Raw genomic sequence first — 23855 nt, forward strand, 5'->3', positions numbered from 1 at the left:
AAAACCTCTCGCAATAGCAAATCGCGCCTGCGGGTGTTTACAGGGCCAGTGTCCCGATTGGAACCGGATTTCCGGCGAGTTCGGTATTCTGCCAGCGCTGGATCAATGGAAGCAGGCGCCCTAGCGCAGCGCCTTCTGCCCACCCGCTGCCGTAATCACACCGACGATGATCAGCCCGGTCAGCAACAGCCGGACGCCGGCGCTGACACCGAATGTGTTGAGCATGGTCAAAAGCAGCACCAGGAACAGCGCCGCGCCCCAGACGCCTGGCACATTGGCTTTGCCGCCGGCCACCGACGTGCCGCCGATGACGACCACGGCGATCGAGGCCAGCAGATATTCATTGCCGATGTCGACATTGGCGCCGCGGAAATAGCCGGCGAGCAGCGCCCCGTCGAGGCCACCGAGCGCACCGGACAGCGTGTAGGTGAGGAAGCGGATGCGGCCGACATTGACACCGGCCAGCCACGCGGCGCGGATGTTCTGGCCGATCGCCAGCACCGAGCGGCCGTAGATCATGCGCTGCAGCGCGATCGCGGCACCTATGGTGAACACCACCGTCAGGATCGCCAGCACCGGAATGCCCAAAATCTGCCAGTTGGTGAAATCGGCAAAGCCCGGCGGCGGCTTGATCTGCAGGCCGCGCCCATAGCTGATGTCGATCGACTGGATGATGAAGCTGGCCGACAGGGTGGCGATGATCGGCGGAATGCGCAGCGCCCAGATCAGGAGATAGTTGGCGGCGCCGATCGCCATGCCGCAGGCGAGTGCTGCCAGCAGGCCGACGGCGATCATCGCGTCATTGCCGTCCATGACCTTCATGGCGACCGCGCTGGCAAGGCCGATATTGGCCGGCAGCGACAGGTCAACATTGCCTGGCCCAAGCGTGATGACGAACATCTGCCCGACGCCGACGATGACGGTGAAGACGGCGAGCGAAAGGGCTGCCGTGATCATGCCGCCGCCGCCATAGCCGCCGGTGAAGGCGATTGTCGCCAGCCACACCAGCAAGGCGCCGATGAACGACCAGATCCAGGGTTTGGCGAGCAGCAATCGCAGCGAAGCCATGGCTCATCTCTCCCTGCGGCTGATCAGCACCCGGGCCGCCAGCACGATGATCAGGATGGCGCCGTTGGCCGCCACCTGCCAGTCGGGCGGAATGTGCATGAAGGTCAATAATGGCGAGGCGGCGAGCGCCAGCGTCAGCGCCCCGAGCACAGCGCCGATCGGCGACACCCGGCCGCCGACGAATTCACCGCCGCCAAGGATGACGCCGGCGATCGCCAGCAGCGTATAGCCATTGCCGATATTGGCGTCGGCCGAGGTGGTGATGCCGATCAGCGCCATGCCCGACAGCACGCCAAACAGGCCGGCCAGCGCAAACAGCACGATCTTGGTGCGAAGCAGCGACCAGCCGGCGCGTTCGAGCGCCGCGGCATTGCCGCCCGAACCGCGCAGGATCACGCCATAGGAGGTGCGCATCAATCCGAAATGGACGACCGCTGCGATCAGCAATGCGGCGATGATCGGGAACGGAATCAAAGGCGGCTTGAAGGCCATCAGCGACAGCAGCCAGTCCGGCGCCTTGCCGCCGGGCTTCGGCAGGACGAGGATGGCCAGCCCCTGCCAGACGAAGCTCATACCCAGCGTCACCACGATCGAGGGCAGATTGCGCAGATGGATCAGCGCGCCGAGCAGCGCGTAGACGCCGATCGATCCGAGCAGGATCAGGACGCCGATGAGCGGCGCATCCTTCAGCCATGTCGCCGTGACGCAGCCGACGAAACCGACAAAGGTGCCGATCGAGAGATCGAGCTCATTGCCGGCGATGACGAACATCTGCGCGATCGTCGCCAGCGCGATCGGGATCGCCAGGTTGAGCATCAGGCTGAAGCCGAAATAGCTGATGGCGCGCGGGTTGAGCCAGGCGATCGCCAGCAGCACCAGCACCAGCGACAGGGCCGGCAGCAGGCCGCGCAGCATGCGCGCCCGCGCCAGCTTGTCGCGCTCGGCAGCCCCCCTGAGCCCACTCTCGACGGATGCCGCTGTCATCTCAGGCCGCGTCGCCGAACGAGGACTGGATGATCTTTTCCTCCGTCAGCTCGTCGCGGCGAAGATTGGCGACAATCCGGCCGTTCTTGAAAACATAGATATGGTCGCAATTGTCGAGCTCTTCGGTTTCGGTTGTGTACCAGAGGAAGGTGCGGCCGTTGCGAGCCTCTTCGCGCACCAGATCGTAGACTTCGAGCTTGGTGCCGATATCGACGCCGCGCATCGGGTCGTCCATCAGCACGATCCCGGCGTCGGAACCGAGCGCCCGGGCAAACAGTGCCTTCTGCTGGTTGCCGCCGGACAGCGAGAGGATGTTGTTGTTCATGTCGGGTGTGCGGATGCCGATTTTCTCGCGCCAGAAGCTGGCGAGTTCGGCTTCGCGCCGCGGCGAGATCAGAAGGCCGCTGCGCAGCCGCGCCAGCGAGCGGATGCCGATATTCTCAGCAATCGACCATTGCGGGAAGATCCCGTCCGACTGGCGGTCGCCGGCCACCAGCGCCACCGGCGCGGTGACCTCGATGCCGGCCCTGGCGCGCGACGCCGCGGCAAAGATCGCCAGCAGCAGGTCGGTCTGGCCATGGCCGGCAAGTCCGGCCAGCCCGATGATCTCGCCGGCATGCGCCACAAGCTCCTTGCCGTCCTCCTGCCTGGCCGGGCGCGCCCGCACCCGCAGAGGCCCGGCCGACGGCCTGCTGGCGGTCTCGGCTGCGGCCTTCTGGCGCGCTTCCGCGCCGCCCATGGCCGTGACCAGCCTGTCGCGGTCGAAGGCCTTCGCCGCATCGGACGCGACGACCTTGCCGTCGCGCATCACCACGATGCGGTCGGCATTGCCGAGCACCTCGCCCAGCAGATGCGAGATCAGGATGCAGCTCTTGCCGCTGGCGACGAAGCGCCGGACGAAGGCCAGCAACTGGCCGGCCGTATGCGCGTCGAGCGAGGATGTCGGCTCGTCGAGGATGACCAGATCGAGCGGATCCTGCGTCACCGTGAAAGCGCGCGCCACCTCCACCATCTGCCGCCTGCCGATGGAAAGGTCGCCGGCAATGTCGGCGGCCGAGATGCTGTGGCCAGGGAAGATCTCGTCGAGCTTGGCGGTGATGAGATCGGCCGCCTGGCGCCGCCAGCCGAAGCCGCTGAGCGAGGCATGGTTGATACGCGTGTTTTCAGCGACACTGAGATTGGGGCAGAGCGACAGTTCCTGGAACACGCAGCGTATGCCGAGCTCAAGCGCGCGCGGCACCGAATAGTGGTCCTCGATGCCGCCACGCACGGCGATCCGTCCGCTGTCGGGCATCAGCGTGCCCGCCACCATATGCATGAGCGTCGATTTACCGGCGCCATTGTGGCCGACGAGGCCGACGCATTCGCCGGCGCGGACATGAAAGTCGACGCCGGAGAGTGCGCGGACGGCGCCGAAACGTTTTTCGGCGCCGTCCAGTCTGATGATGTCGGTGTTCGCCTTGAGCATGCTCAACGATATCCGGTCGGCGATGCCGGCGGCAACATGTCCGCCATTACTTGATGTTGGCTTTGATGGCCGCGATCGCGTCTTCCTGGCTGTATTCGTGCGTGGCGACGCCACCCTCCTTGATCTTCGGCAGCGCGGCCTCGAAATCGTCCTGGGTGAAGGCGAGATACGGCACCAGAAGATCGTGCGGGATATCGGTGCGACCGTCGAGCACCTGCTGCGCCACCCAGAAGGCAAGCGACGAGACGCCAGGCGCGATTGAAGCCGACCAGGTCTGGTAGCCATCCTTGTCCTTCTGCTCCTTCCACCACTTCAGCTCGTCCTGGCGGTTGCCCATGATGATGGTCGGGCGCGGCTTGCCGGCGGCGGCGAAGGCCTGTGCCGCGCCGTAGCCGTCGCCGCCCTGGTCGACAATGCCGACGATGTCGGGCAATGACGGCAGGATCGTCGCGACGGCTTTCTGTGCCGTTGTCTGGTCCCAGTCGCCGGTGACCGAGCCGACGATCTTGAACTCGGGATGGGCAGCGACACCCTCCAGGATACCGGCATGGATGGCGTCGTCGATCGAGGTGCCGGCAAGGCCGCGAATCTCCAGCAGATTGCCGCCCTTGGGCTGGAACTTGGCCATCTGCTCGACTTCCTGCTTGCCCATGTCCTTGAAGTCGACGACGACGCGGTAGGCGCAGGGTTCGGTGACGATGCCGTCGAATGAAACGACGACGATGCCGGCATCGCAGGCCTGTTTGATGGCGCCGTTGAGCGCGTCGGGCGAGGCGGCGTTGATGACGATGGCGTCGTAGCCCTGCAGGATCAGGTTCTGCACCTGCGCCGCCTGGGTCGGCACTTCCTTGTCGGCCGTGGTGAAGACGTCGGCGGCGGCGACCACCTTGTCCTCGACCGCCTTCTTGGTGACGATGCCGTAGCTGTCGAGCATCGCCTGGCGCCACGAATTGCCGGCATAGTTGTTGGAGAAAGCGATTTTCTTGCCGCTGGTGTCGGCAAACGCGGTGCCTGACGCGAGCATCGCCGCGAATGCACCCAAAACAAGCATTTTCTTCATGTCATACTCCTCCCTGAGTGTTGGTCTTAAGTGACTGCTGATGGCGGTTAAAAATCCACGTCTCTGTTTTTTATCTATTGTCAGACAAATGCAGATGGCTCGCAAGCTGTCAACCGCAATACGAGCTGGATTGGCGATCAACTCTCGGTGCAAAGATTGAAAAGCCCTCGGCTCATGGGCTAGGGAAGGGACCGGAGGCCAAAATCGGATGGCAGTGACGCCGACAGTTGCGCCGGGCGCGCCCGGAATTCCGGCGCGCTGGACATCAAGCGCCAAGAGCGGTGTCGGCACCGCGCTTTCCCTGGCCAGCCGCGTCTGGTTCACGATCAGCCACGGCATCCTCAACGAGATCTACTATCCCCACCTCGACAGCGCCTGCACGCGCGACATGGGACTGATCGTCACCGGCCCCGGCGGCTATTTCTCCGAGGAGAAACGCGACGCCGAGCACAGTGTCGAGCCGTTCGAGGACGGCGTGCCCGCTTATAGGCTGCTGAACACAGCGGCCGACGGCGCCTACCGGATCGAAAAGCGGATCATTACGGATCCGAAACGCCCTGCTCTGCTGCAGGAAATCACCTTCACGCCGCTGAAAGGCGGCGCTTTTGACCACAGCGTCTATGCGCTGCTGGCGCCGCATCTCGTCAACGCCGGCATGGGCAACACCGCCTGGGTCGGCGACCACGAGGGAAAGACTGTCCTGTTCGCCTCGGGGCGCGGTGTCTGCCTCGCGCTCGCTTCCTCGCTGCCGTGGGGCACGTGCTCCGCCGGCTATGTCGGCTTCTCCGACGGCTGGCAGCAATTGCAGAACGCTGGCCGGCTCGATCCGGCCTGCCAAAGGACAGAGGACGGCAATGTAGCGCTGACCGGGGAGATCGGCTTTTCGGCCGAGAACGCGAAGGTCTTGTTGGCGCTGGGCTTTGGCGCGACGCCGCAAGAGGCGGCGGAGGTCGCCTTTGCCAGCTTGGAGCAAGGCTTCGATGCCGCCGCCAAGGGCTATGTCGAGAAATGGCGCAAATGGCAGGCGGGATTGCTGCCGCTCGACCGGCACACGGCGTCCGGGATCAACAGCTACCGCGTCAGCACGGCGGTTCTGGCGGCGCATCGGTCGATTGCCACGCCGGGTGCTGCCGTCGCCAGCCTGTCCATCCCCTGGGGTTTCAACAAGGGTGACGACGATCTCGGCGGCTATCATCTGGTGTGGCCGCGCGACCTGGTCGAAACCGCCGGCGGCTTTCTGGCCGCCGGCGACCCTGAACAGGCGCTGGAGATTCTCGGCTATCTCCGTTCCATCCAGCAGCCCGACGGCCATTGGCCGCAGAATTGCTGGCTGGACGGGTCGCCCTACTGGCCCGGCATCCAGATGGACGAATGCGCCTTCCCGCTGCTGCTTGCCGATGCGCTGCGCCGCGCCGGCCACCTGCCGCACGCCAAACTGACGGCCTTTATGCCGATGATCGAGCGGGCTGCTTCCTATGTCATGCGCAATGGCCCGGTCACCGGCGAGGACCGCTGGGAAGAGGACGCCGGCTATAGCCCGTTCACGCTGGCCGTCGAGATATCCGCCCTGCTCGCCGCCGCCGACATGTTCGATGCTTGCGATGAACATGAGTCGGCAAACTATCTGCGCGAAACCGCCGATGTCTGGAACGACCAGGTCGAACGCTGGACGTATGTAACCGGCACTTCCCTTTGCCAGGACGTCGGCGTCAACGGTTACTACGTTCGCATTGCGCCGCGCGACGCAGCCGGTGCGGCGTCCCCAAAGGACGGCTATGTGCCGATCAAGAACCGGCCGCCTGGCAATACCGACCGGCCGGCCGAGGCAATCGTCAGCCCGGATGCGCTGGCACTGGTCCGCTTCGGCCTCAGGGCCGCCGATGATCCGCGCATCCTCGACACGCTGAAGATTATCGACGCCACGTTGCGCTGCGACCTGCCGCAAGGACCGGTCTGGTACCGCTACACCGGCGACGGCTACGGTGAGCATGCCGATGGCGCGCCCTTCGACGGCACCGGCCAGGGCCGCGCCTGGCCGCTGTTGACTGGCGAGCGCGCCCATTACGAGCTGGCTGCGGGGCGCAAGGGCGGAGCGGCGAGTCTGCTCCAGACGCTTGAGGCCTCGGCCGGGCATGGCGGCCTGCTGCCGGAACAGGTCTGGGATGGCCCCGACATGCCGGAACGCGAATTGCGGCGCGGCGGGCCGTCTGGCAGTGCCATGCCGCTGGTCTGGGCGCATTCGGAGCATATCAAATTGCTGCGTTCGCTGCGCGACGGCGCGGTCTTCGACATGCCGCCGCAGGGCGTGAAGCGCTATATCAAGGACAAGACAGTGTCGCCGTTGCGGACATGGCGCTTCAACCACAAGGTCCGCACTATACCCGCCGGCAAGGTGCTGCGGCTGGAACTGCTGGCGCCGGCGATCGTCCATTGGAGCCGCGACGACTGGGCGACCGCCCAGGACAGCCGGACCACCGAGAACGCCTTTGGCATCCATCTCACCGATCTGCCGGTTGCCGATGCTCCGCCGGGCACGACGATCGTCTTCACTTTTCTCTGGTCCGATGCCGGCCGATGGGAGAATGTCAACTTTTCCGTCGGCATCGACAGCCAGTGATTTCGATTCCTCAAACGATCGGGACAAGACCATGCAGATAGGAATGATGGGACTGGGCAGGATGGGCGCCAACATGGTGCGGCGCCTGCTGCGCGACGGCCACGAATGCGTCGTCTACGACATCAACCCGGCCAGCGTCGCGGCTCTGGTCAAGGATGGCGCGATCGGCGCCGCCTCCATGGAGGAGTTTGTCGGCAAGCTGACCAAGCCGCGCAGCGCCTGGCTGATGCTGCCGGCGGCGATCACCGGCAAGATCGCCGATCAAGTGGCGGCGCTGATGGAGCCCGGCGACATCATCATCGACGGCGGCAATTCCTACTACCACGACGCCGTCGACCAGGCCGCTGAGCTCGCGGCCAAGGGCCTGCACTATGTCGATGTCGGCACCAGCGGCGGCGTCTGGGGCCTCGAGCGCGGCTACTGCCTGATGATCGGCGGCCCCGATAGCGCGGTCCAGCATCTCGATCCGATCTTTGCGACGCTGGCGCCGGGCGCCGACGCCGGCGCCACTCCGGCCAAGGATGCCGGAACAGCGCCCTTCGGTTATCTCCATTGCGGGCCGAGCGGCGCCGGCCATTTCGTCAAGATGGTCCATAACGGCATCGAATACGGTGTCATGGCCGCCTATGCCGAGGGCATGAACATCCTGAAGTCGGCGAATGCGGGCAAGCGGAAGCGCACGGCGGACGCCGAGACCAGCCCACTGGAAAACCCGCAATACTACCAGTTCGACATCGACCTTGCCGAGGTGGCCGAGGTCTGGCGGCACGGCAGCGTCATCGGCTCGTGGTTGCTTGACCTGACGGCCGGCGCGCTGAAGAGCGATTCCGCGCTGACCCAGTTCGGCGGCCGGGTTTCGGATTCCGGCGAAGGCCGCTGGACACTGAAAGCGGCCATCGACACCGGCGTGCCGGCGCCGGTGCTGTCCTCGGCGCTGTTCGATCGCTTTTCCTCGCAAGGCGAATCCGAATTCGCCGACAAGCTGTTGTCCGCCATGCGCTTTGCCTTCGGCGGCCATGTCGAGAAGCCGAAGACCGGCGTGTGAGCGGAGAAGACACGATGAGCCAGGAACGGTCCGACACGCTGGTGCTTTTCGGGGCAACCGGCGATCTCGCCCACAAGAAGATATTTCCCGCACTCTACCAGATGGTCGCCAAGGGCAGCCTCACCGAGCCGGTAATCGGCGTCGCCTTCGACCCCTGGGATCTCGGCAAGCTGCAGGCGCGTGCGCGTGACGGCATCGTCAACGCCATCGGCAAGATCGACGAAAAGATCTTCGCCAAATTCGCCTCGCAGTTGCGCTATGTCAGCGGCGACTACCGCGACGGGGCGACCTTCGACAAGCTGAAGAGTGCGCTTGGATCGGCGCAGCGGCCACTCCACTACATGGCGGTGCCGCCGACCATGTTCGAGACCGTCGTCCAGGGCCTGGAGCAATCCGGCACGGCGCATGGCGCGCGGCTGATGATCGAAAAGCCCTTCGGCCACGATCTGCAATCGGCGCGCTGGTTGAACCGGGTGCTGCATCTGGTGTTCGACGAGCAGTCGATCTTCCGCATCGACCATTATCTCGGCAAGGAGGCGATCCAGAACCTGCTCTATTTCCGCTTCGCCAATTCCTTCCTCGAGCCGATCTGGAACCGCAACTACGTCGAGAGCGTGCAGATCACCATGGCCGAGGATTTCGGCGTCGAGGGTCGCGGTCGTTTCTACGACGAGGTCGGCTGCATCAGGGACGTCATCGAGAACCATCTCCTCAACATCCTGCTGCTGCTCGCCATGGAGCCGCCGGTCGGGCGCTCGGCCGACGACCTGATCGACGAGAAGGTGCAGGTGCTGAGAGCCATCCGCACGCTGACGAAAGACGATGTCGTGCGCGGTCAATTCAAGGGCTATCTCGCCGAGCCCGGTGTCGCGCCGAATTCGCCGGTCGAGACCTTCGCGGCGGTGCGCTTCTTCGTCGACACTTGGCGCTGGCGGGATGTGCCCTTCTTCATCCGCGCCGGCAAGAACATGCCGGTGCATGCCACGGAAGTGATCGTACGGCTGAAGCAGCCGCCGCTCGACGTCTTCGACCCGATCAAGCCTGGAGACGCCAACCACGTGCGCTTCCGCATCAACCCGCAGGTGGCGATCTCGATCGGCGCCCAGCGCAAGCAGCCCGGCGACGACATGATCGGCGAACAGGTCGAACTGACGGCGCTCGACGACTCGAAAGGCGACATGCCGCCCTATGAGCGGCTGATCGGCGACGCCATGAACGGCAATCGCCAGTTGTTCACCCGCCAGGATGCCAGCGAGCTCGCCTGGCGCATCGTCGGCCCGGTGCTTGGCGACGCGACGCCGCCGCATGTCTATGAGCCCAAGACCTGGGGCCCGGAAGACGCCATGAACGGCTTCGGGCCACCGAATGGCTGGATCAACCCATCGAAATAATCGCCGGGAGGTAAAAAATGGCCAGGACGGTGAAGCCCGCCGCGGCAAACAGCGAAAAGATCGTGCTGTCGATCGACATTGGCGGTTCCCACGTCAAGATCCTGACCAGCGCCGGCGGCGAGGAGCGCCGCGCCGATTCCGGACCCGGGCTGACGCCGCAACAGATGATCCAGACAGTAATGACGCTGGCCGACGGCCTGCCGTTTGACGTTATCTCGATGGGCTATCCCGGTCCGGTGAACCACAACAGGCCGCTGATGGACCCCGCCAATCTCGGCAAGGGCTGGGCCGGCTTTGATTTCGCGGCGGCGTTCGGCAAGCCGGTGAAAATCGTCAACGACGCGCTGATGCAGGCCGTCGGCAGCTATGAGGGCGGCCGCATGCTGTTCCTTGGCCTGGGCACCGGCCTGGGCGCGGCGATGATTGTCGACAATGTCGCCCAGCCGATGGAGCTTGCGCATCTGCCTTACAGGAAGGGCGGCAGTTTCGAGGATTATGTCGGCGAACGCGGGCTGGAAAAGCGCGGCAAGAAGAAATGGCGCAAACACGTTTTCGACGTGGCCGATCGGCTGCGCGTCGCCATGCAGCCCGATTACGTGGTCATCGGCGGCGGCAATGTCGACAAACTTGAGGAATTGCCGGTTGATTCCAGACGCGGCGACAACACGCGCGCCTTTGAAGGCGGATTTCGACTGTGGCGCGACAAATCACTGATCGTCTGATATTGTGATGGCTGGCGGCCAGGCTGTTGATCTGGCCCTGCCGTTAGTATTGTTATTCAAAATAATGTGTGACGTGGCGCGGCGTCATTGCATTGCGCGGATTTGCCGACTAGGAATTCTGCCACCCCCACGGATGGAGAAAATAGATTGACCGACGATAGCAACGACGCTCGCAAGGACATTGACCTTCTCGAACTGACCGCCCACATCGTGTCCGCCTACGTCGAAAAGAACCGCTTGCCCGTTTCCGGCCTCGGCGATCTCATCGCCAGCGTCAGCGCCTCCATAGGCGGGCTCGGACAACCCGCCGTTCCGGCTCCGGTACCGTTGACGCCGGCGGTCAATCCCAAGAAGTCCGTGACGCCGGATTTCATCATCTGTCTCGAAGACGGCAAGAAGTTCAAATCGCTGAAGCGCCATATTGGTGTTCATTTCGGGCTGACGCCGGACGCCTATCGCGCCAAATGGGGCTTGCCGTCGGACTATCCGATGGTCGCCCCCAACTATGCGGCCTCGCGCTCGCAGCTGGCGAAGGCGATCGGCCTTGGCCGCAAGGCCGCCCCGCCGCCGGCGCCCGTGAAAAAGGCGAGGAAGTCCAAGGCCACGGCCTGACCACAGCGAGAGCGGATTTGGTCGTTCTGCCGACGATCTCGCGCCGGCAGACGGGGGGAGCGCGGCCATGAACTACACCAGGATGGTGATCGAGAAAGAGGCGCCGGAGGAATACGGCTATGACCGTATCCGCTACAATCTCTCCGAAAGCTCGATCGCCGACCAGAAGCTTTCCGATATCGGCCTGTCGCTGCCCGACCTCACGCTCTTCTACGGCGAGCACCGGGGCGACAAGGATCTGCGGGCGCTGATAGCGGCGCAGGACGAGGGACTTTCGCCCGACGACGTGCTGGTCACCGCCGGTGCCGCGGGCGCGCTGTTCATCATCTCGACAGCACTTTTGTCCGAGCGCGATCACCTCGTCGTCGTCAGGCCCAATTACGCCACCAACATCGAGACGCCCAAGGCGATCGGCTGCGCCATCTCCTATGTCGATCTGAACTTCGACGCGGGCTTCGCCATCGATGTCGGACGCGTCGCGGCCCAGATGCGACCAGATACCCGTCTGATCAGCGTTACCTGCCCGCACAACCCGACCGGCACGATGATGAGCCAGGCCGACCTCGATGCGCTGGTGGGCCTCGCTGAAAGCCGCAACTGCCATCTGCTGGTCGACGAGACCTATCGCGACCTCTCCTATGGACGGCGCCTGCCTTCGGCGGCGTCGCTGAGCGCACGGGCGATCAGTGTCTCGTCGCTATCCAAGGCCTTCGGCATTCCCGGCATCCGCATCGGCTGGCTGGTCACCAGGGACACGGAGCTTCAGGAAAAATTCCTCGCCGCCAAGGAACAGATCGGCATCTGCGGCAGCGTCATCGATGAGGCCATCGCACGCAACATGCTCCAGCGCCGGGACGATTTCCTGGCGGCGCTGCTGCCGCAGATGGCGAAGCGGCGCGACATCGTCCAGGCCTGGATCGACCGCGAGCCGCTGGTCGACTGGGTGCGGCCGCAAGGCGGCGTTGTCGGCTTCCCACGCCTCAATGTCGATGCCGGTTTCGATCTCGACCGCTTCTATGTGAACCTGCTGGAGAACCATGGCACCTATGTCGGACCCGGCCACTGGTTCGACATGCCGAAGCGCTTCTTCCGCATTGGCTTCGGTTGGCCGCAGGAGGCCGAATTAAGGGGCGGCCTCGAAGCCATTTCCGCCGCGCTGCGGCAGTAATTTCCTCATGCGATCGGCCAGGCGAGCCGAAAATCCTTGATCCGGCGTCGATTTTGGCGCACATCCCCCGCGAACTTCTCAAGTTCCATTGGTCGGACCAGCGCCCATCGTGGAAGTGCCCCGCCGACATCGCAACGGGGCCCATACTCCATGACAGCCGAACAAACCTCACCCGACCAGCGCTATGCCGCCTTCCGGCACAGAGCCTTCCTGAGCTATTGGGCGGCTCGCTTCCTCACCACTTTCGCGACCATGATCGTCTCCGTCGCGGTCGGCTGGCAGGTCTATGACCTGACGCGCGATCCTTTCGATCTCGGCATTGTCGGCATCGTCCAGTTCCTGCCGTCGCTGCTTCTGGTGCTGGTCACCGGTGTCGTCGCCGACCGCTTCGGCCGCCGTCTGATCATGGCGCTGTCGACGCTGATCGAGGCCGCCTGCGCGCTCATCCTCCTGTATTTGACGCTGCGCGGTCTCGTCAGTCCGCTGCCGATCTTCGTGGTGCTCGCTTTGTTTGGCGTGGCGCGCGCCTTTTACGGACCGGCCTCGTCCTCGCTGTTCGCCAATCTGGTGCCGCCGCAGGATTTCGGCAACGCCATTGCCTGGAACTCATCCGCCTGGCAAACGGCGACCATTGTCGGCCCGGTCGCCGGCGGCCTGCTCTATGGCCTCTCGGCCGAAGTCGCATACGCCACGGCCGCCGTCCTGATGGCGGTGGCCGCCCTGCTGATCTACACGATTCCGAAGCCGGCCCAGCAGACCGCCACCGACAAGCCGACGATGGAGACGCTGTTTGCCGGCTTCCGCTACATCTGGGGCGAGAAGATCGTGCTCGGCGCCATCTCGCTCGACCTCTTCGCCGTGCTACTGTCCGGCGCCTCGGCGCTGCTGCCGGTCTATGCCCGAGACATCCTCCAGCTCGGCCCTTGGGGCCTCGGACTGCTGCGCTCGGCGCCGGGCATTGGCGCCATCTGCGTCGCGGTCTGGCTGGCCGGACACCCGATCCGCAACCATGCGGGCGTGATCATGCTCGGCTTCGTCGCGGCGTTCGGCGCCTTCACCGTGCTGTTCGGCCTCTCGACCCTCACCTGGCTGTCGATTGTCGCACTCGCCTTCCTCGGCGCCACCGACATGTTCAGCGTCTATATCAGGGAGACGCTGATCCAGTTGTGGACGCCGGACGAGGTGCGCGGCCGCGTCAACGCCGTCAACCAGGTCTTTGTCGGCGCCTCCAACGAGGTCGGCGAATTTCGCGCCGGCACCATGGCGGCGTTGATCGGCACGGTGCCGGCGGTGGTGATCGGCGGTGTCGGCGCCGTGATCGTCGCCGGCTTGTGGGCGGTGCTGTTCCCGCAATTGCGCAAGGTGCGCCACCTCGACGGGCGAAACTGACGCGGACCTCCTTATCGCGCTGCCGGCTTGCCGAAGATCGTCTGCAGGAATTCGCCGAGCCAGCGCTTGAGATGCATGTCCCAGATCAGCCGGCCGCCGAGATGGTCGCGGCCGGGCTGGGCGCCGGGCAGTTCGAAACGATGCGCGCCGCGCACCACCCAGCGCTGCATCATCGCCCTGGTCAATTCGCCATGGAACTGGATGCCCCAGGCATTGTCGCCATAGCGGAAGGCCTGGTTGGGATAGGTCTCGGCCGTTGCCAGCAGCGTCGCATCCTTCGGCAGCGAAAAGCCCTCGCGATGGAACTGGTAGACCATCTCGGGCCAGTGCATCAGCTTGCGGCCCGCTTCGGTCGCCTTCAGCGGATACCAGCCGATCTCGACCAGCCCCTCGCCATGGCCCTCGACCTTGCCGCCGAGATGATTGACCAGCATCTGGGCGCCGAGGCAGATGCCGAGGAAAGGCCGGTTCTCCCTCAGCGGAACGTTCAGCCAGTCGGTCTCGCGGCGGACGAACTCGTCCTCGTCATTGGCGCTCATCGGTCCGCCGAACACCACCGCGCCGGCATGGCCGTCCAGCGTTTCCGGCAAGGTATCGCCGAGCGGCGGGCGGCGCATGTCGAGGTCGAAACCTTCCTCGATCAGCATATGGCCAACGCGTCCGGGGCTCGAATTCTCCTGATGCAGCACGATCAGGATCTTTGGCCTTGGACTTCGCGGCATGCTCGGGCTCGTCCTGTCTATTCGTCGCTCGACGTTCCGGTGGCGCCCGGCGCTTGCGCCGCCGCCTTGCGGCGCGCCTCGACGCGGTCGCGGCGATCGACGCCGATCAGCTCGGCGACGCGCCAGACGGTGTTGTCCTCGAGCTCATGCAGCTCGCCGTCGGCATAGACGATCTCCCACATCAGGCCGATGAAGGCCTTGCGCGCGTCCGCATCGAGATGACGCTTCAGCACGCTGGTGAAGGCGTAGAGGTCGATCGCCTCATTGTCGGCGCGCTCGCCGGCCGCGGCCAGCGCCTCGAGTTCGTCGCCGCTGATCGAATAGGCCTCCGCCAGCACCGCCTTGAACCGCTCCCATTCGACGTCCTGGCGGACGCCGTCGGCGCTCATCACATGGAAGAGCAGGGCCGACGCGGCAATGCGCGGGTCATCACCGTTGCTGCGAGCGCCGCCGCCAGCCGGCAGATCCCTCAGAAATGACAGAACACGTTCGAACATATGGCTATTCCCAACAGGCCGGAATGATCAATTTCAGGCCAGATCAAAACAAACGGAACCGGCGTGGCGATTTTTCTTTGTCGTCCGGATCGACACCGGGATCGTCAGGAAGCCGGGCCAGTTCCTCGGCCGGCTCGACAGCTTCGGCATCCTCCGGCACGGCGGCAAAGGCCGCTGCCGTGATCGGCGCGACCTGATCCTCGTTTCGTTCCGAGGCCGTCGTGGTGGCGACGGTTGGCTCTTCGGCAGCGACAGCAGGCGTCAGCTCGATCATCTTTTCCTTCGCCGGCTTCTCTGGCGCCGCAATGCTTGGCGCCTCCGGCCTGTCCTCATCGCTGTCGATCAACTGGCCGAGCCGCTCCATCGGCGCGCGCCATTCGAAGGCGTCGAGCTTGCCGGTGACCGGCGATACCGGCGCCCAGCGTTCGGAGACGACGCCATCAGCGACCCAGGCCGGATCGCGCGGCGCGCGCACCGCCTTGGACAAAAGCTGGCGCACCTTGCCCTGATCGCCAGTCTCGGCTTCCTCGATATCGGCCAGCAGCAGGTAGGCACCTTCGCGGCGATCCATGCGTATGGCCGCCTCCGCCTCCTGGCGGGCGGTCTTGTAATCCTGCGCGTCGAGCGCGGCGCGCGCCACCGTCAGCGAGGATTCGGCATGGTTCTTCTTCATCTCCTGCAGCTTCTTCGCCCGGTTCAGCCGATCGAGCACGGCGTCGGCGGGCCGGGCGTGCGTGTAGAGCTCGGCGATCTCGGGATGCGGCTCGGCCTTCCATGCCGCTTCGAGGATCTTCGAGCCCTTGCGCATGTCGTTCTGCCTAAACAGCGCCTTGGCGGCGGCCACCGCCGCCGGCGCGAAATCGGGCCGCAGCCGGTTGGCCTCGAGCGCAGCCGTCCTGGCGGCGTCGGGATCGCTGTCGGCCAGCGCCTGCGCCTTGGCGGTGAGCAGCACGGCGCGACGGCGGTTGGCGGCGTCGCGCTCGATCTGGCGCGTCGATTTCTGCGCCTCGACCAGCTTCAGCGCGCCGTCCCAGTCGCCACGACCGGTCAGGTCCTCCAGCGTCGATTCGGCCGCCCAGGCCAGTTGCGGCGCCATGACGGCGGCGCGCCCGGCATAGTGCCTTGCCGCGTTGCGGTCGCCGAGGCGTTCGGCCTCCAGATAAAGCCCGCGCAAGCCGAGCAGCCGCATTTCGGGATCGTCGAGCATGGTCTCGAACTTCTCGCGCGCGCCCTCATGGTCGCCCTCGAGCAGCGAGGCCTGCGCTTCGAGCAGATGGATCAGCGGCTCCTGGTCGGAGCGGATCAGCTTTGCCGCTTCCTTGGTCTTCTTGCGGGCCAGCGCCCCGTCGCCGGCGCCGGCGGCGATCATGCCGGTCGACAGCGCCTGATAGCCACGGTCGCGGCGGCGCACGCGGAAGTAACGCGAGATGGTGTAGGGGCTGTTCCACAGCGATTTGATCAGCCACCAGGCGATCATGACCGCGGCGACCACGGCCACCACCGCCACCGCCGCCACCATCAGGCTGACTTGGTACTGATAGCCGCTGAAGGTGACGACCATCTCGCCCGGCCGGTCGGCCAGCCAGGCGAAGCCCAGCCCGAGCGCGAAGACGACGGCGAGGAAAAAGAGAATGCGGATCATCTTGTTTTCCTCATCTCACGCCTTCATCGCCCCGGCGATAAGCGAATCGATCTGCGTCTCGACCTCGATGCGCGCCTTCAGTTTGCCGGCAAAGTCAGCGCCGGCGGCCTTTACGGCTTCGGGCAGCGTAGCGTATTCGCTGAGCGCCTTGGCGTAGTCACCCTGGTTGACCGCCACCTCCATGCGCGCCACGGTTTCCGGCGCGCCAGCGCCTTCGACCGCACCGATCGGCCTGACCTTGACCAGCGATTCGGCGCTGGTCAAAAGGTTCTGCAGGAAGCCGGCATTCTGGTCGACAGGTGCCGCGGCAGTGACCATGGCATTGGCCGCTGCCTCCATTTCGGCCGCGATATCGGCGCGCTTTGCAACGCCCTTTTCGGCGTAGGGCCGCAGCGCGGCTAACTCCGGTGCATCCGGCGAGATCGCCGCGAAGGTCTCGAGCTCGGCGGCGAACGGCGCGCCACGGTCGAGCGCCGCCTTCAGCGCTGACGCCGCGATGGCGAGCGCGATCTTCGGCTGCGAGGCCTGCGCCTCTACCTTGCCGGAGAGCTGCGCCACCGATTGTTCCAGCGCGGTAAGCCGGCTGTCCTGCGCCGTCGCCGCCTCGCCGGCGGATTTCAGCGCCGCATCGAGCCCGGCCAGCTTCTCGTTCAGCGGGCCGAGGTCGACCGGCGCCGCATTGCCGGCCTGGCCAAGTGCCGCGACCGCCGTCTCGATCTGCTTGACCTTGTCGCCGAGCGCCGCAAGCCCGGCAGTGTCGCCTGCGCCGCCCTGCCCGACCGTCGATTTGAGCGCCGCGACATCCGTCTTGACCTGGTCCAGCGCCGACGCCAGCCCGTCCACCTTGGCCGATGCATCACTGTTGTCGCCGGCTTCCTTCAAGCCTACGATCTCGCTCCTCAGCGAAGCGATTTCGCCGTTGACGCCGTCGAGCGATACAGTGCCGGATTCCGCTCCTCCGAGCAGGCCGGCAAACTGCAGTCCGCCCGCCCCGGCCAGCGCAATGACGCCGCCGATGATGCCTGCGGCAATGCCGTTGATGCCGCCACGCTTCGGCTGCGCTGCCATGTCCGCGTTCCTCGTCTGGGTTGTTTTCGGCGCGTCTTCGGCGCTGCCGGCGCCTGTTCCACTGGCCCCGGCCTCACTGGCTTTGCCGGTCGCATCATCGAAACCGTAGTCGAAGGCGCGGTTCGGTGGCGCGTCCGAGCCAGCCGGATAAGGAAGCTCCGCTTCTGCGGAACTCTTTGTGCCGGCAGCCTCCTGCCCGGCCTGCGCCGCGTCGGTGTGCTCCCACGGCTCGAGATCGGTCTGGTCGGCATGCACCGGCTCTTCGGGCATTTCCGGTTGCGACGCATTCGCCGCCTCCTCCACCTTCGCCTCGTCGGTCTGCGCCGCATCCTCCAGAGCTTTGGCCGCATCCTCCTCGACGATGCGCGAGACGGAGCCAGGCTCGAGTTCGATGGTCACCGGCTCGCGACGGCTTTTCGAATGTCGCATCTTCGGCGTCTTGACCATGCTTGGGCTCCGCAAAATCCGCTTCGGGATGGTTCAGGATGGGTCTAGCACATCACCAAGCGGTGAAAAGGGGCGGTGTGATGACGCGGCTCAGCGCCACTCCTGCAAAAGCGCCAACAGCGCCTCTTCACTGGGTTCTTTCGCAATCTGCATTCTTTCGCTGGAAATACCCCCAAGCGCTGCGGCGATACGCCCCGAGAGGGCAAGAAACCGAGTATTGTCAAAAAGATCATGCAGCTTTGGTCGCTCGATCATGGTCTGCATCGCCACCGCTGCCTTGGCCGAATAAAGCAGGACCGTCTCGACCGGTTGGCCGACGAGTCGGTCGATGATATCGCCGTCGGAATAGTCCAGTGCGAGGGTGTCGTAAGTCTCGACGGCGCGGACATGCACCGCGGCCGCCTCAAGCCGCTCCTCGAAGGTGGCAAAACGCACGCGGCCGCAGAGATAGGCGATCGTCTTGCCGGAGAGGCTCGCCGCAAGTGCATCGGCCAGCGCTTCGGCATCTCCGGAACCTTCGCTGACGGATACAAACCCGGCCTCTCGCGCGGCCTGCGCCGTCCGTTTGCCGACGGCATGGCAAGGCAAGGCGGCGAGCGCCGCAATCAACGCCTTCGGCGCATGGCGCAGCGCATTGGCGCTGGTGACCGCAACGGCCACGGCATCGTCCGGAACGGCGCCGGCATCGACCGGAACCGTTTCGGTCAGCGGCAGCAGGATCGGCTGAAAACCCATGTCCCGTAACCGCCGTGCGGTGCGCGACGCGCCCGGTTCCGGTCTCGTTACCAGGACGCGGACCATGTCAGGCCCAGCCGTCGAAGAATTTCTCGCCGGCCTTGGTCCGCACCGTCCTGGCTGCGTCCGCACCGATCAGCGCTGCATCCCCGGCCGGACCTTGCGCCTTGACCTCATGCCAGTCCGTGCCATCCGGCGAGATGATCAATCCGGCGAAGGACAGTATCCCGCCTGATATCGTCGCATGGCCGGCGATCGGCGTGCGGCAGGATCCGTCGAGCGCCGCGAGGAAGGCGCGCTCGCAGGCCAGCGCCTGGCCGGTCGGTACGTCATGGATTGCCGTCAGCACTTTCTCCACATCGCGGTCGCCGATACGGGTTTCAATGCCGATCGCGCCTTGCCCGGGCGCCGGTGGAAAGAGATCGAGCGGCATCAGGTCGGTGACGACATGTTCGAGCCCGAGCCGCTTCAGCCCGGCATAGGCCAAAATGGTGCCGTCGGCGATGCCTTCGTCCAGCTTGCGCAGCCGCGTCTGCACATTGCCGCGGAACATCACCACGTCGAGGTCCGGCCGCATGCGCCGGATCAGCGCCTGGCGCCTGAGCGACGACGAGCCGACCTTGGCGCCTTGCGGCAGGTCGGCGATCGCCTTCACCGCCTTGCCGATGAAAGCGTCGCGCGCATCCTCGCGCGGCAGGAAGGCGCTGAGTTCCAGCCCATCGGGCAACAGCGTCGGCATGTCCTTGGACGAATGCACGGCGATGTCGATGCGCCGCTCGAGCAGCGCCTCCTCGATCTCCTTGGTGAACAGGCCCTTGCCGCCGGCTTCCGACAGCGGCCGGTCCTGGATACGGTCGCCGCTGGTCGAGATGACGACAATCTCGAACGCCTCAGCCGGCATGTCGTGCGCCGCCATCAGCCGCGCCTGCGTTTCATGCGCCTGCGCCAGCGCCAGCGGGCTGCCGCGTGTTCCGATTTTCAAGGTTGTTTGCATGGCGCGCGGTCCGTGATAACCCCCGGCAGATTGAGGCCGTTTTTCCGGGCTTTCTCCTAACGGGGAAAGGCTGGTTGCACAATCACTAGGGACAGCGACGAATTGATCCGCGTTCTGGGCATTGAGACGAGTTGCGACGAGACTGCCGCCAGCGTGGTCACGCTGGAAGGCGATGCCGCGCCAAAAATCCTGTCCAATATCGTGCTCAGCCAGATCGAGGAGCACGCCGCCTTTGGCGGCGTCGTGCCGGAGATCGCCGCGCGCGCCCATGTCGAGGCGCTGGACGGCATTATTGAAGCAGCCCTTGCCGATTCGGGTGCAAAGCTCGCCGACATCGATGCCATCGCCGCGACCGCCGGTCCGGGCCTCGTCGGCGGGCTGATCGTCGGGCTGATGACGGCCAAGGCGATTGCCGCGGCGGCACACAAGCCGCTGCTCGCCATCAACCACCTCGAGGGCCACGCGCTGACCGCCAGGCTGACCGATGGCCTCGATTTCCCCTATCTCTTGCTGCTGGTGTCGGGCGGCCACACGCAGATCGTCGCGGTGCGCGGCGTCGGCGACTATCAGCGCTGGGCGACGACCATTGACGATGCGCTGGGCGAAGCCTTCGACAAGACGGCCAAGATGCTCGGCCTACCCTATCCCGGCGGACCGAATGTCGAGAAGGCGGCAGCGACCGGCGATGCCACGCGTTTCGCCTTTCCGCGCCCGATGAAGGGCTCGGCACAACCCGACTTCTCCTTTTCCGGCCTCAAGACCGCCGTGCGCCAGGCGGCAACGGCGATTGCCCCGCTGAGCGACCAGGACGTCGCCGACATCTGCGCCTCGTTCCAGGCGGCAGTCGCCGATGCACTGGGCGACCGCGTTTCGCGAGCGCTTAGCCGGTTCCGTCAGGAGTTTCCGGGCAAGGCGGAGCCGGCGCTGGTCGTCGCCGGCGGCGTCGCCGCCAACCGCACGATCAAGGCGACACTGCAAGCCCTGTGCGCCGAGGCCGGCTTTCAATTTGTCGCGCCGCCGCTGAAGCTCTGCACCGACAACGCCGCGATGATCGCCTGGGCCGGCATTGAACGGCTGCGCGCCGGCATCGTGCAAGAAAACGCCGCCGATTTCGTGCCGCGCTCGCGCTGGCCGCTGGACAGCGTCTCCGCCCCGATGATCGGTTCGGGCCGGCGCGGAGCCAAAGCATGACCAACGAGGGCATGACCGGCGGCGAGGATAGGACACCAAGCGGCTGGCGCGTCGCCGTGCTTGGCGGCGGCGCCTGGGGCACGGCGCTGGCGCTGGCAATGCTGCGCGCTGGCCATTTCGTCCGCCTCTATGCGCGCGACCCGCAGACCGTCGCCGCGATCGACCACGGCGAAAATCCGCGCTATCTGCCGGGTATCGCGATCGAACCCGGCATCGTGGCGACCAGCGACATCAAGGCCGCGCTCGACGGCGCCGATTGCGTGCTGGCGGTGACGCCGGCGCAGTCGCTGCGCACCATGCTGGCAACAGCGAAAGACCATATGCCGCAAGGCGTCCCGCTGGTTCTCTGCGCCAAGGGCATCGAGCGCGACACCGGCGCGCTGCTGTCGGCGATAGTCGAGGAAATTCTGCCGAAAAATCCGGTCGCCGCTCTGTCCGGCCCGAGTTTTGCCACCGACGTAGCCAGGGGCCTGCCGACCGCCGTAGTGGTCGCCGCTCGCGACGCGGGTCTGGCGGCAGACCTTGCCGCCCGCTTTTCGGCCGAGAACCTGCGCTGCTACTCAAGCGACGACCTGATCGGCGTCGAGATCGGCGGCGCGCTGAAGAACGTCTTTGCGATTGCCGCGGGTGCGGTCACCGGCGCCGGGCTCGGCGCCAGCGCCCAGGCCGCCATGGTGACGCGCGGCTTCGTCGAATTGCGCCGCATCGGTGCGGCCTTCGGCGCGAAACCGGAAACACTGATGGGGCTTTCCGGCCTCGGTGACCTTTTGCTCACCTGCTCATCCGCCCAGTCGCGCAATTTCGCCTACGGGCTGGCGCTGGGCCAGGGCAAGCCGCTTGCCGGCCTGCCGCTGGCCGAAGGCGTGCCGACGGCGGCGATCGCCGCCCGCATCGCCGTCGAGCGCGGAATCGACGCGCCGATCATCACAGCCGTCGCGGCGATACTGGACGGCACGGTCACCATAAGCCAGGCTGTGACGGCGCTGATGACCAGACCGTTGAAGACCGAAACCGACCTATAAATTCGAACGACCCGGAGCTGAAAAAGATGCTGTTTGCGTGGATTTGCAAGGACAAGCCTGGAAAGCTGCAGGTGCGGCTCGATACACGGCCAGAACATGTTGCCTTCCTGGAAGGGCTGAACAGCGAGAAGAAACTGGCCTTCGCCGGTCCGTTCCTCGATGCCGACGGCAAGCCGAATGGCAGCCTCGTGGTGGTCGAGGCGCCCGATCTGGCTGCGGCGAAAGCGCTGTCGGCCGCCGATCCCTATGCTAGGGCCGGACTGTTCGAAAGTGTCGAAATCCGGCAGTGGAATTGGGTTTTCAACAAGCCGGCGGCTAACTAATCCTGATCGCGGACGAGCGAACGCAAGGAGGAGCAAATGAATTACTGGCTGTTCAAATCCGAGCCCTCGGTCTTCTCGTTCGAGGCGCTGAAGGCGAAGGGCAAGGCCGGCACGCAATGGGACGGCGTGCGCAACTATGCGGCGCGCAACAACATGAAGGCGATGCAGATCGGCGATCTCGGCTTCTTCTACCATTCCAACGAAGGGCTTAACGTCGTCGGCATCGCCGAGGTTTGCGCGCTTGCCCATCCCGACACCACCACTGACGATCCCCGATGGGAATGCGTCGACATCCGCGCCTTCAAGGACGTGCCTAACCCGCCGACTCTGGAACAGGTCAAGGCCAATCCCAAGCTGGCCGAAATGGCGCTGGTCCGGCTCGGGCGGCTTTCCGTCCAGCCGGTGACGCCGGCCGAATGGAAAGAGGTCTGCCGCATGGGCGGCCTGTCACCCGCCCCGTGACGGCGCTGACGCCGAACAGCGCAAAAAAGTTCATCCTCGACAACACGGCGTTGATGGCGCCGCCGCATGTGCCGGAGATTGTCCTGCATCTGGCCGACGAGGCACATGATCTTTGGCAGCGCACCGAGGACGAGCTGACCGAAATCGGCCTGCCGCCGCCCTTCTGGGCCTTTGCTTGGGCCGGCGGCCAGGGCCTTGCCCGATATATCATCGACAATCCTGCGACGGTGAGCGGCAAGTGCGTGCTCGACTTCGCTTCCGGCTCCGGCCTTGTCGCCATCGCAGCCGTGCAGGCCGGCGCGGCGGAGGTGATCGCCGCCGACATCGACCCGTTCTGCGCGACCGCAATCCGCCTCAATGCCGAAGCCAATGGCGCCGGGATAAATTTCCTCGGCACGGATTGCATCGGCACCGATGCCAGCTGGGATGTGGTTCTGGCTGGCGACGTCTTTTACGACAAGCCTTTAGCCGATCGTCTGATGCCGTGGCTCGCAGTGCTGAGAGCGCGCGGCGCCGAAATCCTCGTCGGCGACCCCGGCCGCGCCTATCTGCCGAAGACTGGGCTGGAACCGCTTGCCGTCTACGAGGTGGCGGTGACGCGGGCCCTCGAGGACGCCGAGGTCAAGCGCACCACCGTCTGGCGCCTTTCTTGACGGCAACGCCGAACAGGCGTTCCATCGCGCATCGATTATGAGAATGTCGTTGTCCCAAAACCGCTGGCACCCTCGGTTCAAGACCGAGGGCATGCTTTTGGGCGACATGCTTGCGGGGAGGGAAACTCATGGATTTTTCAGCAGTGAACTGGCTGGCGGTGATCGTCGCCGCCGTGGTGGCGTGGCTGTTCGGCGCGGTCTGGTACATGGGTTTGAGCAAGCCGTGGCTGAAGGCCGCCAAGCTTGATCCGGCAACGATGAAGAAATCGCCGCTGCCCTTCGTCATCTCCTTCATCGCCGAACTGTTGATGGCGCTTGTCACCGCCCTGATCGTCGGCGCGATGACCGGCGGCGAGCCGAGCCTCGTCGCCGGACTGGTCTTCGGCTTCGTTCTCTGGCTGGGCTTCGTCGCCACGACGCTCTCCGTCAACCATCGCTATGAAGGCTTCGGCTGGGATCTGACCCTGATCGACGCCGGCCATTGGCTTGGCGTGCTGCTGCTCATCGGCGCTGTAATCGGCTGGTTCGGCGTGGCTGAAGTCGCGGGCTGAGCGTTGCCGCCGAGAATGGGGCGA

General features: G+C 65.3%; 23 protein-coding genes. 13 read left to right on the forward strand and 10 right to left on the reverse strand.

The features are described from left to right. Positions 1–120: 120 nt before the first annotated feature. The 4 genes from C9427_RS23625 to C9427_RS23640 are packed head-to-tail and all read right to left on the reverse strand — an operon-like array spanning position 121 to position 4580. Positions 121–1068 (reverse strand): ABC transporter permease, encoded by a 948-nt coding sequence (locus C9427_RS23625; protein ID WP_107651493.1) that lies wholly within the window; start codon positions 1066–1068, stop codon positions 121–123. A 3-nt stretch (positions 1069–1071) separates the two neighbouring features. Beyond that, positions 1072–2052 carry an ABC transporter permease gene (locus C9427_RS23630; protein ID WP_107651494.1) on the reverse strand — a complete coding sequence of 327 codons (981 nt, stop codon included), beginning with the start codon at positions 2050–2052 and terminating at the stop codon, positions 1072–1074. Between the two features lies 1 nt (position 2053). Continuing rightward, positions 2054–3520, reverse strand: a complete 1467-nt coding sequence (locus C9427_RS23635; RefSeq protein WP_107651495.1) for a sugar ABC transporter ATP-binding protein — start codon at positions 3518–3520, stop codon at positions 2054–2056. 46 nt (positions 3521–3566) lie between these two features. After that, positions 3567–4580 (reverse strand): ABC transporter substrate-binding protein, encoded by a 1014-nt coding sequence (locus tag C9427_RS23640; protein WP_107651496.1) that lies wholly within the window; start codon positions 4578–4580, stop codon positions 3567–3569. A gap of 208 nt (positions 4581–4788) precedes the next feature. Here C9427_RS23640 and C9427_RS23645 point away from each other — a divergent pair, with 208 nt between their 5' ends. The 7 genes from C9427_RS23645 to C9427_RS23675 all read left to right on the forward strand — a co-directional run bounded on the left by C9427_RS23645 (position 4789) and on the right by C9427_RS23675 (position 13524). Then, positions 4789–7197, forward strand: coding sequence for a glucan 1,4-alpha-glucosidase (locus tag C9427_RS23645; RefSeq protein ID WP_107651497.1), 2409 nt, complete (start codon positions 4789–4791; stop codon positions 7195–7197). A 31-nt stretch (positions 7198–7228) separates the two neighbouring features. After that, complete coding sequence (gnd, locus tag C9427_RS23650; RefSeq protein WP_107651498.1) at positions 7229–8242, forward strand: phosphogluconate dehydrogenase (NAD(+)-dependent, decarboxylating); 1014 nt, start codon at positions 7229–7231, stop codon at positions 8240–8242. Between the two features lie 14 nt (positions 8243–8256). Beyond that, the gene (zwf, locus tag C9427_RS23655; protein WP_107651499.1) at positions 8257–9633 is read left to right on the forward strand and encodes a glucose-6-phosphate dehydrogenase; all 1377 of its coding nucleotides are present in this window, start codon (positions 8257–8259) and stop codon (positions 9631–9633) included. Positions 9634–9650: 17 nt separating this feature from the next. Further along, positions 9651–10355 carry an ROK family protein gene (locus C9427_RS23660; RefSeq protein ID WP_107651500.1) on the forward strand — a complete coding sequence of 235 codons (705 nt, stop codon included), beginning with the start codon at positions 9651–9653 and terminating at the stop codon, positions 10353–10355. Positions 10356–10502: 147 nt separating this feature from the next. Beyond that, positions 10503–10967: a Ros/MucR family transcriptional regulator gene (locus C9427_RS23665; protein WP_107651501.1), complete on the forward strand. Its 465-nt coding sequence runs from the start codon at positions 10503–10505 to the stop codon at positions 10965–10967. Positions 10968–11034: 67 nt separating this feature from the next. Continuing rightward, positions 11035–12135 (forward strand): aminotransferase class I/II-fold pyridoxal phosphate-dependent enzyme, encoded by a 1101-nt coding sequence (locus C9427_RS23670; protein ID WP_107651502.1) that lies wholly within the window; start codon positions 11035–11037, stop codon positions 12133–12135. Between the two features lie 150 nt (positions 12136–12285). Continuing rightward, positions 12286–13524 carry an MFS transporter gene (locus C9427_RS23675; RefSeq protein ID WP_107651503.1) on the forward strand — a complete coding sequence of 413 codons (1239 nt, stop codon included), beginning with the start codon at positions 12286–12288 and terminating at the stop codon, positions 13522–13524. 11 nt (positions 13525–13535) lie between these two features. Here the strand turns inward: C9427_RS23675 and C9427_RS23680 are convergent, their stop codons facing one another. From C9427_RS23680 to hemC, 6 genes are all read right to left on the reverse strand, one after another. Beyond that, entirely contained in the window at positions 13536–14246 is a 711-nt protein-coding gene (locus tag C9427_RS23680) for a glutamine amidotransferase (protein ID WP_107651504.1), read from the reverse strand. A 17-nt stretch (positions 14247–14263) separates the two neighbouring features. Continuing rightward, positions 14264–14743 carry a tellurite resistance TerB family protein gene (locus tag C9427_RS23685; protein WP_107651505.1) on the reverse strand — a complete coding sequence of 160 codons (480 nt, stop codon included), beginning with the start codon at positions 14741–14743 and terminating at the stop codon, positions 14264–14266. Between the two features lie 43 nt (positions 14744–14786). After that, positions 14787–16385, reverse strand: a complete 1599-nt coding sequence (locus tag C9427_RS23690; protein WP_107651506.1) for a heme biosynthesis protein HemY — start codon at positions 16383–16385, stop codon at positions 14787–14789. Between the two features lie 15 nt (positions 16386–16400). Then, the gene (locus tag C9427_RS23695) at positions 16401–17900 is read right to left on the reverse strand and encodes a COG4223 family protein (RefSeq protein ID WP_107651507.1); all 1500 of its coding nucleotides are present in this window, start codon (positions 17898–17900) and stop codon (positions 16401–16403) included. Between the two features lie 90 nt (positions 17901–17990). After that, entirely contained in the window at positions 17991–18701 is a 711-nt protein-coding gene (locus tag C9427_RS23700; protein WP_107651508.1) for a uroporphyrinogen-III synthase, read from the reverse strand. Between the two features lies 1 nt (position 18702). Then, positions 18703–19629, reverse strand: a complete 927-nt coding sequence (gene hemC / locus C9427_RS23705; RefSeq protein WP_107651509.1) for a hydroxymethylbilane synthase — start codon at positions 19627–19629, stop codon at positions 18703–18705. A gap of 105 nt (positions 19630–19734) precedes the next feature. Between hemC and tsaD the strand changes: the two genes are divergently transcribed. The 6 genes from tsaD (at position 19735) to C9427_RS23735 (ending at position 23831) form a co-directional block, all read left to right on the forward strand. After that, positions 19735–20820, forward strand: coding sequence for a tRNA (adenosine(37)-N6)-threonylcarbamoyltransferase complex transferase subunit TsaD (gene tsaD / locus C9427_RS23710; protein WP_208636412.1), 1086 nt, complete (start codon positions 19735–19737; stop codon positions 20818–20820). Next, positions 20817–21842: an NAD(P)H-dependent glycerol-3-phosphate dehydrogenase gene (locus C9427_RS23715; protein WP_245437155.1), complete on the forward strand. Its 1026-nt coding sequence runs from the start codon at positions 20817–20819 to the stop codon at positions 21840–21842. The genes tsaD and C9427_RS23715 overlap by 4 nt, the downstream gene beginning before the upstream one ends. Before the next feature lie 26 nt (positions 21843–21868). Further along, positions 21869–22165: a YciI-like protein gene (locus C9427_RS23720; RefSeq protein WP_107651511.1), complete on the forward strand. Its 297-nt coding sequence runs from the start codon at positions 21869–21871 to the stop codon at positions 22163–22165. Between the two features lie 36 nt (positions 22166–22201). Beyond that, the gene (locus C9427_RS23725; protein ID WP_097577195.1) at positions 22202–22627 is read left to right on the forward strand and encodes an EVE domain-containing protein; all 426 of its coding nucleotides are present in this window, start codon (positions 22202–22204) and stop codon (positions 22625–22627) included. Next, positions 22582–23280, forward strand: coding sequence for a class I SAM-dependent methyltransferase (locus C9427_RS23730; RefSeq protein WP_208636407.1), 699 nt, complete (start codon positions 22582–22584; stop codon positions 23278–23280). The genes C9427_RS23725 and C9427_RS23730 overlap by 46 nt, the downstream gene beginning before the upstream one ends. Before the next feature lie 128 nt (positions 23281–23408). After that, a complete protein-coding gene (locus C9427_RS23735) occupies positions 23409–23831 on the forward strand; it encodes a DUF1761 domain-containing protein (RefSeq protein ID WP_107651513.1) in 423 nt (140 codons plus the stop codon). Positions 23832–23855 lie beyond the last annotated feature (24 nt).

Origin of the sequence: Mesorhizobium helmanticense, assembly GCF_003034915.1 — a bacterium.
Classification (GTDB): domain Bacteria; phylum Pseudomonadota; class Alphaproteobacteria; order Rhizobiales; family Rhizobiaceae; genus Mesorhizobium; species Mesorhizobium helmanticense.